General features: G+C 67.0%; 17 protein-coding genes and 4 pseudogenes. 9 read left to right on the forward strand and 12 right to left on the reverse strand.

Translation table 11 applies throughout. The features are described 5' to 3' along the window. Positions 1-482: pseudogene (locus Ae717Ps2_RS38690) on the forward strand (hypothetical protein); the annotation flags it as partial. Beyond that, positions 398-1,123 (forward strand): apolipoprotein N-acyltransferase, encoded by a 726-nt coding sequence (gene lnt / locus Ae717Ps2_RS38695; RefSeq protein WP_233147384.1) that lies wholly within the window; start codon positions 398-400, stop codon positions 1,121-1,123. The pseudogene Ae717Ps2_RS38690 and the gene lnt, both read left to right, overlap by 85 nt. On the opposite strand, the gene Ae717Ps2_RS37985 is transcribed toward lnt, so the two are convergent. The 6 genes and pseudogenes from Ae717Ps2_RS37985 to Ae717Ps2_RS00030 form a co-directional block, all read right to left on the reverse strand. Then, positions 1,098-1,250 carry a hypothetical protein gene (locus tag Ae717Ps2_RS37985; RefSeq protein WP_198932365.1) on the reverse strand — a complete coding sequence of 51 codons (153 nt, stop codon included), beginning with the start codon at positions 1,248-1,250 and terminating at the stop codon, positions 1,098-1,100. The genes lnt and Ae717Ps2_RS37985 overlap by 26 nt on opposite strands. Next, on the reverse strand, positions 1,220-1,675 hold the full coding sequence (locus Ae717Ps2_RS00010; RefSeq protein WP_198932108.1) for a GNAT family N-acetyltransferase: 456 nt from the start codon (positions 1,673-1,675) through the stop codon (positions 1,220-1,222). Before Ae717Ps2_RS00010 ends, Ae717Ps2_RS37985 begins: the two co-directional genes overlap by 31 nt. 289 nt (positions 1,676-1,964) lie before the next feature. Then, positions 1,965-2,573: pseudogene (locus Ae717Ps2_RS00015) on the reverse strand (hypothetical protein); the annotation flags it as partial. 25 nt (positions 2,574-2,598) lie between these two features. Then, positions 2,599-2,820, reverse strand: a complete 222-nt coding sequence (locus tag Ae717Ps2_RS00020) for a cold-shock protein (RefSeq protein ID WP_075332854.1) — start codon at positions 2,818-2,820, stop codon at positions 2,599-2,601. A gap of 288 nt (positions 2,821-3,108) precedes the next feature. Further along, positions 3,109-3,492, reverse strand: coding sequence for a hypothetical protein (locus Ae717Ps2_RS00025; RefSeq protein ID WP_233147386.1), 384 nt, complete (start codon positions 3,490-3,492; stop codon positions 3,109-3,111). Positions 3,493-3,601: 109 nt separating this feature from the next. Next, positions 3,602-3,856 (reverse strand): glyoxalase/bleomycin resistance/extradiol dioxygenase family protein, encoded by a 255-nt coding sequence (locus tag Ae717Ps2_RS00030; protein WP_083695499.1) that lies wholly within the window; start codon positions 3,854-3,856, stop codon positions 3,602-3,604. On the opposite strand from Ae717Ps2_RS00030, the gene Ae717Ps2_RS34905 reads away from it, so the two are divergent. The 4 genes from Ae717Ps2_RS34905 (at position 3,855) to Ae717Ps2_RS35840 (ending at position 8,051) form a co-directional block, all read left to right on the forward strand. Next, positions 3,855-4,139: a TetR/AcrR family transcriptional regulator C-terminal domain-containing protein gene (locus Ae717Ps2_RS34905; RefSeq protein ID WP_139318853.1), complete on the forward strand. Its 285-nt coding sequence runs from the start codon at positions 3,855-3,857 to the stop codon at positions 4,137-4,139. The genes Ae717Ps2_RS00030 and Ae717Ps2_RS34905 overlap by 2 nt on opposite strands. 948 nt (positions 4,140-5,087) lie before the next feature. Continuing rightward, a complete protein-coding gene (locus tag Ae717Ps2_RS40160; protein ID WP_369804863.1) occupies positions 5,088-6,188 on the forward strand; it encodes a DNA methyltransferase in 1,101 nt (366 codons plus the stop codon). A 1-nt stretch (position 6,189) separates the two neighbouring features. Next, on the forward strand, positions 6,190-7,356 hold the full coding sequence (locus Ae717Ps2_RS00040) for a DUF262 domain-containing protein (RefSeq protein WP_075332855.1): 1,167 nt from the start codon (positions 6,190-6,192) through the stop codon (positions 7,354-7,356). Further along, positions 7,353-8,051 carry an MAE_28990/MAE_18760 family HEPN-like nuclease gene (locus tag Ae717Ps2_RS35840; protein ID WP_143510269.1) on the forward strand — a complete coding sequence of 233 codons (699 nt, stop codon included), beginning with the start codon at positions 7,353-7,355 and terminating at the stop codon, positions 8,049-8,051. The genes Ae717Ps2_RS00040 and Ae717Ps2_RS35840 overlap by 4 nt, the downstream gene beginning before the upstream one ends. Before the next feature lie 105 nt (positions 8,052-8,156). On the opposite strand, the gene Ae717Ps2_RS37990 is transcribed toward Ae717Ps2_RS35840, so the two are convergent. The 4 genes from Ae717Ps2_RS37990 to Ae717Ps2_RS38705 all read right to left on the reverse strand — a co-directional run bounded on the left by Ae717Ps2_RS37990 (position 8,157) and on the right by Ae717Ps2_RS38705 (position 10,299). Beyond that, on the reverse strand, positions 8,157-8,324 hold the full coding sequence (locus Ae717Ps2_RS37990) for a hypothetical protein (RefSeq protein WP_170917006.1): 168 nt from the start codon (positions 8,322-8,324) through the stop codon (positions 8,157-8,159). Beyond that, a complete protein-coding gene (locus tag Ae717Ps2_RS40165; protein WP_083702225.1) occupies positions 8,321-8,929 on the reverse strand; it encodes a hypothetical protein in 609 nt (202 codons plus the stop codon). Before Ae717Ps2_RS40165 ends, Ae717Ps2_RS37990 begins: the two co-directional genes overlap by 4 nt. A gap of 156 nt (positions 8,930-9,085) precedes the next feature. After that, complete coding sequence (locus Ae717Ps2_RS40170; protein WP_083702226.1) at positions 9,086-9,496, reverse strand: transposase; 411 nt, start codon at positions 9,494-9,496, stop codon at positions 9,086-9,088. 398 nt (positions 9,497-9,894) lie between these two features. Continuing rightward, positions 9,895-10,299 carry a hypothetical protein gene (locus Ae717Ps2_RS38705; protein ID WP_233147387.1) on the reverse strand — a complete coding sequence of 135 codons (405 nt, stop codon included), beginning with the start codon at positions 10,297-10,299 and terminating at the stop codon, positions 9,895-9,897. 69 nt (positions 10,300-10,368) lie between these two features. Here Ae717Ps2_RS38705 and Ae717Ps2_RS38710 point away from each other — a divergent pair, with 69 nt between their 5' ends. Next, positions 10,369-10,515 (forward strand): hypothetical protein, encoded by a 147-nt coding sequence (locus Ae717Ps2_RS38710; RefSeq protein ID WP_233147388.1) that lies wholly within the window; start codon positions 10,369-10,371, stop codon positions 10,513-10,515. Between the two features lie 14 nt (positions 10,516-10,529). Here the strand turns inward: Ae717Ps2_RS38710 and Ae717Ps2_RS40175 are convergent. Together Ae717Ps2_RS40175 and Ae717Ps2_RS38000 are read right to left on the reverse strand one after the other, a co-directional pair. Continuing rightward, positions 10,530-10,598, reverse strand: a pseudogene (locus Ae717Ps2_RS40175) (hypothetical protein); the annotation flags it as partial. Between the two features lie 75 nt (positions 10,599-10,673). Continuing rightward, positions 10,674-10,874: a DDE-type integrase/transposase/recombinase gene (locus tag Ae717Ps2_RS38000; RefSeq protein WP_198932109.1), complete on the reverse strand. Its 201-nt coding sequence runs from the start codon at positions 10,872-10,874 to the stop codon at positions 10,674-10,676. A 728-nt stretch (positions 10,875-11,602) separates the two neighbouring features. Between Ae717Ps2_RS38000 and Ae717Ps2_RS00060 the strand changes: the two are divergent. Beyond that, positions 11,603-12,783, forward strand: a pseudogene (locus Ae717Ps2_RS00060) (IS701 family transposase). Beyond that, entirely contained in the window at positions 12,780-12,947 is a 168-nt protein-coding gene (locus tag Ae717Ps2_RS38005; RefSeq protein WP_170917006.1) for a hypothetical protein, read from the forward strand. The pseudogene Ae717Ps2_RS00060 and the gene Ae717Ps2_RS38005 overlap by 4 nt, the downstream one beginning before the upstream one ends. Positions 12,948-13,003 lie beyond the last annotated feature (56 nt).

The raw sequence follows: 13,003 nt of genomic DNA on the forward strand, positions 1-13,003 counted from the left end.
AGAGCAGGTTCCCGCTGAACGGTTTCCCCTGGGGCCGGGTCGCGTTCGGGCAGGTCGAGGGACCGTTCCTGCCGCTGGCCGCGATCGGTGGGGCCCCACTGGTGTCGGTCGCGGTGGTCGCGGCCGGATTCTGCGTGGCGGCGTTCCTGCAGCGCCCGCGCCGGGTCGTCGGCCTCGTCCCGGTCGTTGTGATCGTGCTCGTGCTGCTCGCGGTGCCGACCCCGCCCGTCGACGCCCAGGACGGCACCCGCACCGTCGCGGTCGTGCAGGGCAACGCGCCCGACATCGGGCTCGGTCTCTTCTCGGCCGGTCGGACCCTGCGCGCGAAAGCCTCGCCGAGACCTCCGTGCTGGCCGACCGGGTCCGGTCCGGCGCGGTCGCGCGGCCGGACCTCGTCGTGTGGCCCGAGAGCTCGCTGTCGACCGACGGCGTCGACCCGGCGGTCGACCGGGCCGTCGACGCGCTCGGCGTGCCGTTCCTGATCGGCGCCAACTACGAGGCGGGTGCGACCGACACCGAGAACGCGGTGGTCGTCTGGAACCCGGGGACGGGAGCGGGGGAGCGCTACGCGAAGCAGGAGCTCGTGCCGTTCGGCGAGCGCATCCCGCTGCGGGCGGTCACGCAGTACCTGACCCCGTTCGTCGCGCTGGCCGACTTCACCCCGGGTACGGCGCCCGGGGTCCTGCCCGTCGCGGGCACCCGGGTGGCGACGGCGATCTGCTACGAGACCGCCTACGACCACGTGCTGCGCGACGGCGTCGCCGACGGTGGTTCGCTGCTGGTGATCCCGACCAACAACGCCTGGTACGGGCGGGGCGAGATGACCTGGCAGCACCTCGCTATGTCGCGGCTGCGGGCCGTCGAGCACGGCCGGGCCGCGGTCGTCGCGGCGCTGTCCGGGGCGAGCGCGGTGATCCGGCCGGACGGCTCCGTCGTCGCCAGGACCGGGCTCTACACCGCCGACACCCTGGTCGAGCAGGTGCCGCTGCGCACCGAGCTGACGTTCGCGACCCGCTGGGGTGCCTGGTTCGAGCACGGTCTGGCGCTCGCCGGGCTGCTCGCCGCCGCGGCCGGGTACCTGCTGCGCCGCCGGGAGCTCAGCCGGACGTCGACCGGCGCATGACCACCCGCGGGAACCCGCCGGACACCCCGGTGGTCTCCGCGGCGACCGTGAACCCGCCCGCCTCGAACAACGCGCGGGTGCCGACATAGGCCATCGTCAGGTCGACCCGGGCTCCCCGGTTGTCCACCGGGTAGCCCTCGACGCCGGTGCGCCCTGGTCGCGGGCGTACCCGACGGCGCCGGCGAGCAGGGCGTGCGCGATGCCGCGGCCCCGGTGGCCGGCACGGACCCGGAAGCACCACACCGACCAGACCGGGAGGTCGTCGACGCGCGGGATGGTGCGGGAGCGGGCGAACGGCAGCTCCGCGCGCGGGGCCACGGCGGCCCAGCCGACCGGTTCGCCGTCGTCGTGGGCGACGACGCCGGGCGCGACCACGCGGGTCGTCAGCTCCCGGACGTACTCGCCCCGGGCCCGGCCGGTCAGGGCACGGTTCCGCGCCGCGGGCAGCCGGTGCGAGAGGCACCAGCAGACCGACGCGTCGGGGGAGCGCTTCGGGCCCAGCAGGGTCGCGAGGTCGTCGAAGGAGGTGGCCGGAGCGACGACGAGGGGCACCGCGCCACGCTAGTCCGGGAACGCCTCGGCGAGCATCCGGTGTCCATGGGCCTCGAACGGCTCGTCGCCGACCTGCAGGGCCCAGGTCGCGGTGCCGACGGCCTCGGCGACCCATTCGCGGCGCCACGGGCCGGGCTCGCGCGGGTCGCCGCCGTAGCCTTCGTGGTGGGCAGCCTCCAGCGCCGGGTCCCACCGGAACTGGCGGGACGCCAGGCGGACGAGGTCGGTGAGCGGGGCGCAGTGCCGCCCGGCCCAGGTCGATCATCGAGACCGCCCCGTCGTGCACCAACCAGTTGCGCGGATGCCAGTCACCGTGGGTGGGAACGAGCCGGGCCGCCGGGACCGGCCAGCCGCTCACCTCCGCCCGCAGCCGCGCGAGGATCCCGGTGCGATGCGGTGCGGACGCCCGAGCCTGGTCAGGACGGTGTCGCGCAACTGGGCGCCGTAGCCGTCGTCGTCGACGGCTACGCGGTCGTGCAGCAGTGCCAGCAGCTCCCCGGCCCCGCGGTAGGTCGACGGCTCGTGCTCGGCGGGTGTGTCCTGCACCAGGGCCCCGGGCAGGTAGCGGGTGACCAGCAGCTTCGCGTCGGCATCGGCCCGGTGGAGCTCCGGCGCACGACCGCGGGCGACGAGCGGGGCCAGCCACTCGCGGTGGGCGCGGATCTCCCGGGCGATGTGGGCGTCGGCGTCGTCGCCGGCCTTCACGACGAGGTCGACGCCGTCGTGGCGAACCCGCAGCACCGTGGTCCCGACCAGGCCCCAGCCGAGGTCGGCCACGACCTCGTGCCCGGGCAGCCAGGATCCGAGCAACGAGGCCTGACGGGCGGACAGCGGCACGGCACGACGCTAGCCGCCCGGAACACGCCGATGGCGGCACCCCCAGTGGGGATGCCGCCATCGGACGGAGGAACTACTGCCCGGCGCTACTGCCGGGCGGGGTGTCTCAGAGGGGACACCGAGGAGGCCTGCGGGCCCTTGGCGCCCTGCGTGACCTCGTAGGACACGGCCTGGTTCTCCTGCAGCTCCTTGAAGCCGCTGCCCTCGATCGCCGAGTAGTGGACGAACACGTCAGCGCCGCCGTCCTCGGGAGCGATGAAGCCGAAGCCCTTCTCGGCGTTGAACCACTTCACGGTTCCGTTGGTCATGGTGACTCCTTGTCATGCAGCTTTCGGACGGAACAACCACGTCGTGCGGCTGCCCGGGTCAGAGGAATTCCCAGACGGCAGCCAGCTTCAGCTACACCAAAGACAGCGGATCCGCCCGCATCATCATTCTGCGGACGCCTGTGAAACACGAAACTCAGAACTACGGTGACCGAGAGGAACGCTACCGCAGCACGCCGTGTGGGCCAAACACCCGTTCCTCCCGGCGGGCCCGGAGGCGACGATCCCGGGTCCGTGACCTGCTGATCATGGTGCCGATCGTGACCCTCGTCACTGACGGTCGTCGCCCCGGGGGCCGGGGCGACGACCCGTCGTCGGGGGATCAGGCGTCGGTGGCGGCCCGCTGCCGCACCGCGATGGTGCGCCGGCGAGGTCCTCCTCGTTGCAGAGCAGCTTGAGCTCGTAGTACGCGGCCTCCGAGGCCTCGTTGTAGTCGAGGTGGATGGCGATCACGTCCACCGGCTCGCCCAGCCAGGTCTGGGTCTCGCGCAGCCACTGCGCGGCACGTTCCAGTGCGGTCGGGAGGTCGTTGTCGCGGAACTGGACCGGGCGGAACGGTACGTCCTGGATCCCGTCGAGCTGGTGTGCCGGGCGGGGGAGGCCACCGGCCAGTCCCGCGTCGTCCAGTTCGAGCGCTACCGGGTTCTCACTCATTCCTCCAGGATCCCGCATCACGCCCTGTCGTCGCACCCCACCACCCCGGCGGGTCGCCCGTGCCCCGGTGGTTCCGACCACGGGCCGTCGAGCAGCCGGTGGCGGTCCGCTACCGGGGAGCGGTCGCCCCGTTCCAGTCGACGAGCTGGACGACGACGCCGTTGGGGTCGCGGACCTGGAAGGCTCGCTCGCCCCACTCCTCGGTGGTCAGCGGCATGGTGATGGCGACCCCCTCCTCGACGAGGCGTGTCAGCTCGCCCTCCAGGTCGTCGACGGTGAACGCGAGGATCTGCCCGGCCGCGTGGAGGCCGCGCTGGTCGTCCGGGAGCGTCTCCAGGCCGCGTCGCAGGAAGATCACGTTCATGCCCACGTCGTCGCGGGTGAGCGAGGCGAACCCGTCCGCCGCCGCTCTCGCCGAGCAGGAGGCCCGCGAGGCGGCCCTGGCATCGTCGCTGACCGACGAGCAGTGGTGGGCGGTCAACGCGCCGCTGCTGGACCGCGTGCTGGACCCGGAGGTCTACCCGCTGGCGGTCCGGGTCGGCAGCGCGGTGGGCGCGGCCCACGGGAGCGCCTGGGATCCGGATCGCGCGTGGGAGTTCGGCCTCGCGCGGACCCTGGACGGGCTCGCGGGGCTCGTCGGGGAGTAGTCCACCGGAACACGACGAAGGCCCAGATCCGCTGGATCTGGGCCTTCATGTGGTCGGGGTGACAGGATTTGAACCTGCGACCTCTTCGTCCCGAAGCAACTGGGGCGGCGGCTCGATGAGCTTCAACGCCCAGGTCAGCACGGCTCCTCCGTCCGTGGACGTCCGCTGGAGGGTTCCTCAGTTGGGGGCCGTTGTCAGGCAGTTGGTCAAGCAGCTCCACCATCAGGTGCACCCCGAATCCACGGAGAGACGATCCACTTCTTCCAGTGATGTATGCCCTTCGTCATTGCCCCTCGTGCGCTGCACGGACTCGCTGCGGCATCTGCCACCGGCAACAGTCCATCGTTGGCTTCTGCCGTCGAACTCTGGAGTAACCCGGAGCTGGGGGCTACTCCTTCGCTCTTCCTGAGTGCCATCCCGTCGACCTGTCGCCAGACCGACCGTGCGGGCACCCGTGGGCGGCCCTCGACGCAACCGCACTCGACGTGCCACGGCTCCGCCCACGGGTGTCCGTGCGGTACGCCCACCGGGAGGTTGACGGGATGGCACGGCGCCACCATCCCGGAGATCCGCCTGCCCGGCGAGGGCAATAGGTCAGCGATCCTAAGTGTTCGACGCCTTCGCGCCGGTCGCCACCTGGGAGCAAAGCTGCCTCTATGGGATGAACCCACCTTCTCATGATCTTGCTTGGTAGTCTAGAATTAGCTTGACTTATGTCCATAGCACTCGGGGTGGCGCTGCAATTGATGCCGAATCGAACCAATCGGCAAGCTGTCGAAATGATGACGCCGAAGTGAGTATGCACGGGTCATCGATCCCCTTATTCGATGCAAGCCGTACTAGTACCTCAAACTCTGTTTCACCGAAGCGGCCCGCTGTTGATGAGGCGGGGGCGTAAACATTTTTCCGTATTACGCTGGGTTCTCCTTCGCGTGGGCAAAGAATGAGATCCTCCGCACTCCGGCCAGCGAAGCGTCGGTTGTTCTCGATCCGTGGAACGGCAGCGGCACAACGACCTTAGCGGCCGCGTCGCTCGGTATTCAGTCGATCGGGATCGATCTGAATCCAGCAGCGAACGTTGTCGCAGAAGCACGATTCGCGGCAGCATCCCGACCAATTCCAGAATTGGAGAAGCTGGGGGCTGATGCACCTTGGGGAAGCTCAGTTAGGAGCCTTGGGGCCTGGTTCGCGGAAGAATCATCAATTAGACTATCGCAATGGACTCGCCGCGCCGCGAGTGCAGAACCTGACGTTCGCGCACTAATACTGGTTGCGATCTTCCGAACGATCCGTGACTTGACCAAGACCTTTGAGGGCAGCAATCCGACCTGGGTTAGGCGGGCTCGGAGCGTCGACGACCTTATCAATCCAGGATCGGTTGCGATCGACACTGCGGTGCACGCAGCCTATCGTTCCATCGTCGACTCAGCGCTAGGGCGAAGCTTGTGCAATGCGCCAAAACCGCATATCGTCGATGGTTCGGCGGGCCGCCTTCCGATCCGAAGCGGTGCGATCGATCGCATCATCACCTCGCCTCCTTACCTCACTCGGATCGACTATGGAGTGGCATACTCAAGAGAATTGGCCGCTTTGGGAGTTGACCTCACTATCAACCGCCACATTAGAGCCGAGCTGATGGGGACCACGCTAATTCGACCCAATCGGAGCGGGTCAGCGCTGCGGCCCGACTCAGTAGCCGCAAAAACACTAGAGGCCGTTAGGTCGCACCCCAGCAAGGACTCCGCCGGATACTATCGGAAACAGTTCGAGCAGTATCTGACCGATCTGCGCTCTGGTATTACTGAGCTCTCAAGGGTCGCCTCCAAAGGTGCATCCATGACCGTAGTAGTGCAAGACTCCTACTACAAGGACGTCGAGGTTCGACTCGCCGATATATTTGTCGAGGAGGCCGAGGTAGAGGGCTGGACTCTTTCGTCTCAGCCGGAGCGATTCAACGTTAGCCGTCTACTGACGACCATGAATACCCCGGCACGCGCATATGAGAAGGGCGCGGTCTCAGAGTCAGTCCTACGATTCGCAAGGAGCTAAGATGCCCGGGAGAAGGCGGAAGACTAAGGTGGAGCCAGTTGCTTCCGAAGTACTCATAGAGTCTATCGATACCAAGATCACCGAGGTTCGAACTAGGACGCTCGACTTCTCCTTCAATGAGCTCGTCGACATGTATAAAGACGAAGAGCTTATCATTGATCCTGAGTTCCAGCGGCTATTCCGATGGACCACGGGGAACCAGTCCCGGTTCATCGAATCTCTTCTTCTGGAGCTCCCCGTTCCGCCAATATACCTAATTGAACGCGACGATAGGGTCTACGAGCTCATCGACGGCCTACAGCGTATATCCTCGTATCTGAACTTTCGCGGAGAGTTGGTTGTTGATGGCGAGAAGAATGAGCCACTAGAGCTCGATGACTGTGACATTGTGCCAGAACTCAACGGGTACAAGTATGCAGCTCTCCCGAGGGCGCTTGAGATTAAGCTGAAGAGAAGTTACATTCGTGCTGAGATTCTTCGCAAGGAAAGCGATCCTCGTCTCCGCTACTACATGTTTAAGCGTCTGAACACGGGAGGTGAAGAGCTTTCAGAGCAAGAAATCCGGAACGCCACGATTAGGCTTCTGTCCAATGACTTCAACAAGTTCATCGGTGAGTTGAGCCTTAACGAAGACTTCCTCTACTGCGTAGATCCAGTTCCAGATACCGCACGTAAGCGCAAGTACCTCGAAGAGTTAATCTTACGCTTCTTCGCATTCAGGAACAACTTGCCAGCGTTTCGACACGACGTCGCTGACTTTCTGACCGAGTACATGGAAGCAGTCTCGGATCCTCAGGACTCTACACATCCGTTCGACTATGAGGGCGAGCGACAGGCGTTTGAACAGACCTTCAAGCTTCTTCGTGCGGCAAGCGAGGTGAACGAAGGATCGTTCAAACTATTCGGCTCGGTTGTTCCAGCCACAGGAGTTTCGAAGAATCAGTTCTCAGTTTACCATTTTGATGCTCTAAGTCTTGGACTGCAGGACCTGCTGACGACCGTCGACGCTTCTGATAAGCCCCTCATCGAACGAATCTCTGCAGTCATAGCCACCGGCAAGGTCGACCCTGAATTCCTGAAGAATACTGGGCCAGGCAAGAATGATCCCGCCCCGTTGCGTGCTCGAGTTAAGTACTTCAAGGAGAAGTTCGAGGCGGTCGTGAGTTGAAACTTCTCGACTTAAGAGCCGAGCTTGAGAACGATCTTTCTTGGCGCCTTGATGAGCTCCGCCATTTGCGGAACTTGTTGCTTCCGACGGCAGACCAGGAGAGCTGGCCAGTCTCGTCTATGCGAACTCTGCTGGTGATGCAGTACGCTCACCTAGAAGGCTACGTGCGCAATTCGGCCAACATATACGTCGCGTTCATTAACAGCATTCAGGCCGCAGCTTCAGATGTTCGAGCTGAGCTAGTCGCTGCGGCGCTCCTGCAGGAGTTTGAAGCGGTGCGTAAGGGCGGCGGCGTCGAAGCTCAGGAAGATGGCGACGAGAATGGGGTACTTCTGAAGCGAGCAAAATCGCAAGTTGCTTTCGTAAACAAGATTCGGATGATTCTGGAGAATCCCGTAGAGATTGACTCCGGCTCGGCGGTCTCTTTGGATATGAATCTTAGTGCTGACGTCCTGCGGCGCCAGCTGTTCGTTCTTGGCATCCCCTCTGAAAGAGTTGAGCGAGCTCAGTTCAGCGCGCTCGAGTTCGTTCGGCGGACTCGCCACGATATCGCGCACGGAAACCGAAAGGAGAGGATCTCCACCGGGGAGTTTCAGGCACACACCAGTCAGAGTGAGCGCTTCATGTCCGACCTTGCTCGGTTGATCACGAGCGCGGCCCGCGATGGTTGGTATCGCAGTGGGGATGGCGCTTGAGCTCCTGTCTCTCGCCGCGATCAGTCGCTACAACAGTGCGCGCCTGGACCGGCCGGAGGCCGCAGCCTGGCGCGCTTGGCGCCGTAGTACTGCAACGGCAGTTGATCAGCTCGGGGGTCGTTCGCCGCGTCGGCGGTAGTGGCAGTCGCGGGCCTGTTGTTGGCGTTCACGGCGCCAGGTCGACCAGTGCATGACGTGGTCGATGCAGGTGAGCGGGGTGAAGGCGAGCGCGGCGAGGAGACGGCGGATCTCGTTGCCCGACAGCTGAATCAATGCGCGCCGGCTGGCTGAGGATCCCCCTTTTCGGCCTCGCGTGCGTGTTCGGCGGCGCGGGTGACGGCGAGGTAGGCCGCGGTGAGCATGGCCAGGGTGATGTGGGCGTGCCAGGCTCGGTAGGAGCGGACTTGGTAGTGGTCGAGGCCGGCCTCGTTCTTCGCGGTCTGGAAGCATTCCTCAATCGCCCACCGCGCCCCGGCGACTCGAACGAGGTCGCGCAGCGGCGTGTTCGCCGGGGCGGCGCAGCGGTAGAACGCCAGCTCACGGATGGTCTTGCCCTCTGCGGGCTCGGTCTGGCGGCGCACCAGCAGCCAGTGCCCCCAACCCGCCGGGAGGCCGTCGATGGCCAGCGCAACCGCGGTCCAGTCATAGACCCGCATCCCGTGCGCGCCCGGCCCGATCGCGCGGCGCTCCCACCCGTCGTGCCCGGTGTCGAGATCACGCGCCCCGGCGATCGTGGCCAGGGCCTTGGCCGGGCGACGATTCCCGTCCGGGCTGGTGAGCATGTCGTCATTGCGGGTGGCCAACACGAACGGGATCTCCCGCTCGGTGAGCCAGTCGCGAAAGCCCGGGTTCTGCCCGTAGACCTCGTCCCGCGTCACCCACGACCCGGACGTGAGTGCCCCAGCGGTACGTGCGGGCCAGCATCGCCGTCCCCAGCTGCGGTTTCGTGGCGAACCGACGTCATCGGGACATCCGCGCGCTCGCAGCGTTCGCGGTCCTCGTCCACGAGGTCGGCAGGTAGAGCTCCCGGTCGATCAACGCCCGCCCCCCGCTTCGAGGCGTAGGCCAGGAACACACCGAGCTGACAGTTGTCGATCTTCCCGCTGGTGCCCGGTGTACTGGCGCTGCACCCCGGCCGAACGCAGGCCCTTCTTGATGAACCCGGTCTCGTCCACGATGAACACCCCCGACGCGGTGTCGTGAGATGTTGCAGGACGTAGCCGCGCAGGTCGTCGCGACCCGTCGACGTCCCAGTCCGCGGTGCGCAGCAGCCGCTGCATCCCGTCCGGGCGACATCGCCCCGGCGTGTTCGGCGAGGGTCCAGCCGTTCTTCCGCTCGAGCCCGCGAGCAGGCCTCGCAGGTAGGTTCCGACCCGCCGGCGCGGCTCGACCCTGCGGAAACGGCCAGAGATCAGCTCCACCACCGCATCCAACAGGCCACCCACCCGGCAAGATCAACCACCGGTGATCATCACCGCCGAACGGCCGTCAGCCTCTCACCACACGCCGAACTGCCGTTGCAGTACTAGGAAACTGTGCGGTCTGTCTGGGCCTTGAGATTACGGATCGCGCCGGTGCTGGTGCGGGTGACGGTGCGGTGGGCGCCGTCGGCGAGGTCGACGGTGATGGTGTGTTCGCGACGTGGGCGGTGACCAGGGTCCGGGCCTGATCACGTCCGAGCGCGATGAGTTGGCGGGCGATCATGATGGTGCCGGTGGTCGAGACCCGGCGGGTGACAGTCACCGGTTCGACCGACGGGCGTGGTGGTGGTCCGGCGGGGCGGGCGCCGCGCAGGTGGCGGGCCTGGTCGTAGGTCAGCGGGTTCGGCCTGGTCCGGAGAAGTTCACGGGTTTCGGGGTCGAAGATCAGCAGGACGTGGTCCTCGATGCGGATGGGTGACCCGGCGGCCGCCGAGGATCTCCGCGGCGAGGTTCCAGCGTCCACCGAAGCTGATCAGGCCCTGGGCGGAGACGGTGCGGTCGACCTCGATCGCGGTCCCGTCGGGCTCGACCGGTGGTAGCGGTGGCGGGCCGGCGGGCCGGCCTCCGGTCGCGGCGAGGGTGGCGAGCTGGTCCTCGGTGTAGGGGGAACGGACGGTCTTGATCCGGGCCCCGCCGGCGGTGAGGTGGATGACCTGGGTGTCGGCCCAGAACGTGACGGTGACCCCGGCCCGGAGCGGACCGAGCCAGAACTGTTTGCCGAGAACGGCGAGGTTTCCCGAGGCGGGGACGACCCGTTCGAACTCCACCGGTCCGCCCCGATAGACCTCGATCTCGGTGCTCGGCTCGTCGTCCGGGGCCGGGGCGGGGTGCTCGGAATGTGGGGTCGGGGCGGGCGCGGTGGTGAGTCGGGCGGGCAGCCGCAGCGGGAGCAGGTCCTCGTCGCCGCGCTGGTGCTGGCTGGGAGCGAAGCGTCGACCGGGCAGGCCATGTCGATGGCCTGGTGCGGGCGGGTGCAGTTGTAGGTGGTGATCCAGGAGTCCAACGCCGCCTGCGCCGCGGTCAGGGTGTCGAAGGGATCGGTGTGGTCGAGCAGCTCCCGGCGCAGGGTCTGGTGGAACCGCTCGACCTTCCCGGTCGTGGTCGGGTCGCGGGCTGGGTGAGGCGGTGGGTGATGGCGTTGTCACGGCAATCCGGTCGAACAGGACCTCGCCGCCGCGGCCGAAGCGGCGGTGAACTGTTTGCCGTTGTCGGTCAGGACCTCGTCGGGGATGCCGTAGCGGCGCAGCGCGTCGGCGAAGGCCAGACAGACCGCGCGGCCGGTGGCCCGGACCATGACGGTGGCGATGACGGCGAAGCGGGAATGGTCATCGACCCCGGTCACAATCTTGGCCCGTCACGGGCCGTCGGGCTGGCGGAGGTGGATGCCGCCGACGATGTCGAGCTCCACAGCTGCATCGGGGCGGGGCGTTCCCAGCGGCGATAGTCCGACGGCGTCTGCGTCGGCGGCGGGGTTCGACCAGGCCGTTGCGGTGCAGGATCCTCGCCACCGTGCTGCGCGAGGGGGCCTGGCGCCGAAGCGGGGCCGAGTTCATGGGCGATGCGTCGGCCCCCAGCGGGTGCCGCGGCGCATCTCGCAGACCGCGACCTCCACCTGCTCGGATGCCTGTGAGGGCAGGATCCGGGCGTGTGAGCGCGAGCGAGGCCGGCCAGGCCTTCGGCGCGGTACGGGTGATCCAGGGTGCAGGGTCTGTCGGGAGACGCCCGAACTGAGCCGCGACCTGGTTAGCGCGGTTCGCCTTGCTCGACGCCAGCACGCCGGTTAGCGCTGCTCGACCACGGTCATGTCCACCAGGGCCAATCCCGGCCTCCCACCCACCCGCTGACCAGCACGGACAGCGGACAGGAAAGCCGATCAGGCCCGAACGTCAAGCATCAGGTGAGACCGGAACGTCAAGCATCAGCCGGGACACGACAGCGCCGCCAGCGCTCGCCGTGTCTAGACCTTCCATTCGGTATCAAGGGCGCCTACTACTGCAACGGCAGTTCGGCGTTGGTGAGAGGCTGACGGCCGTTCGGCGGTGATGATCACCGCGTGGTTGATCTTGCCGGGTGGGTGGCCTCGTTGGATGCGGTGGTGGAGCTGATCTCTGGCCGTTTCCGCAGGTCGAGCCGCGCCGGCGGGTCGGAACCTACCTGCGAGGCCTGCTCGCGGGGCTCGAGCGGAAGAACGGCTGGACCCTCGCCGAACACGCCGGGGCGATGTCGCCGGACGGGATGCAGCGGCTGCTGCGCACCGCGGACTGGGACGTCGACGGGGTCCGCGACGACCTGCGCGGCTACGTCCTGCAACATCTCACCGACACCGCGTCGGGGGTGTTCATCGTGGACGAGACCGGGTTCATCAAGAAGGGCCTGTGTTCGGCCGGGGTGCAGCGCCAGTACACCGGCACCAGCGGGAAGATCGACAACTGTCAGCTCGGTGTGTTCCTGGCCTACGCCTCGAAGCGGGGCGGGCGTTGATCGACCGGGAGCTCTACCTGCCGACCTCGTGGACCGAGGACCGCGAACGCTGCGAGCGCGCGGATGTCCCCGATGACGTCGAGTTCGCCACGAAACCGCAGCTGGGGACGGCGATGCTGGCCCGCACGTACGCCGCTGGGGCACTCACGTCCGGGTCGTGGGTGACCGCGGACGAGGTCTACGGGCAGAACCCGGGCTTTCGCGACTGGCTCACCGAGCGGGAGATCCCGTTCGTGTTGGCCACCCGCAATGACGACATGCTCACCAGCCCGGACGGGAATCGTCGCCCGGCCAAGGCCCTGGCCACGATCGCCGGGGCGCGTGATCTCGACACCGGGCACGACGGGTGGGAGCGCCGCGCGATCGGGCCGGGCGCGCACGGGATGCGGGTCTATGACTGGACCGCGGTTGCGCTGGCCATCGACGGCCTCCCGGCGGGTTGGGGGCACTGGCTGCTGGTGCGCCGCCAGACCGAGCCCGCAGAGGGCAAGACCATCCGTGAGCTGGCGTTCTACCGCTGCGCCGCCCCGGCGAACACGCCGCTGCGCGACCTCGTTCGAGTCGCCGGGGCGCGGTGGGCGATTGAGGAATGCTTCCAGACCGCGAAGAACGAGGCCGGCCTCGACCACTACCAAGTCCGCTCCTACCGAGCCTGGCACGCCCACATCACCCTGGCCATGCTCACCGCGGCCTACCTCGCCGTCACCCGCGCCGCCGAACACGCACGCGAGGCCGAAAAGGGGGATCCTCAGCCAGCCGGCGCGCATTGATTCAGCTGTCGGGCAACGAGATCCGCCGTCTCCTCGCCGCGCTCGCCTTCACCCCGCTCACCTGCATCGACCACGTCATGCACTGGTCGACCTGGCGCCGTGAACGCCAACAACAGGCCCGCGACTGCCACTACCGCCGACGCGGCGAACGACCCCCGAGCTGATCAACTGCCGTTGCAGTACTAGCCCGAACGTCAACCATCACCCGGGACAGGAACGT

Source organism: Pseudonocardia sp. Ae717_Ps2 (assembly GCF_001932475.1).
Lineage (GTDB): Bacteria > Actinomycetota > Actinomycetes > Mycobacteriales > Pseudonocardiaceae > Pseudonocardia.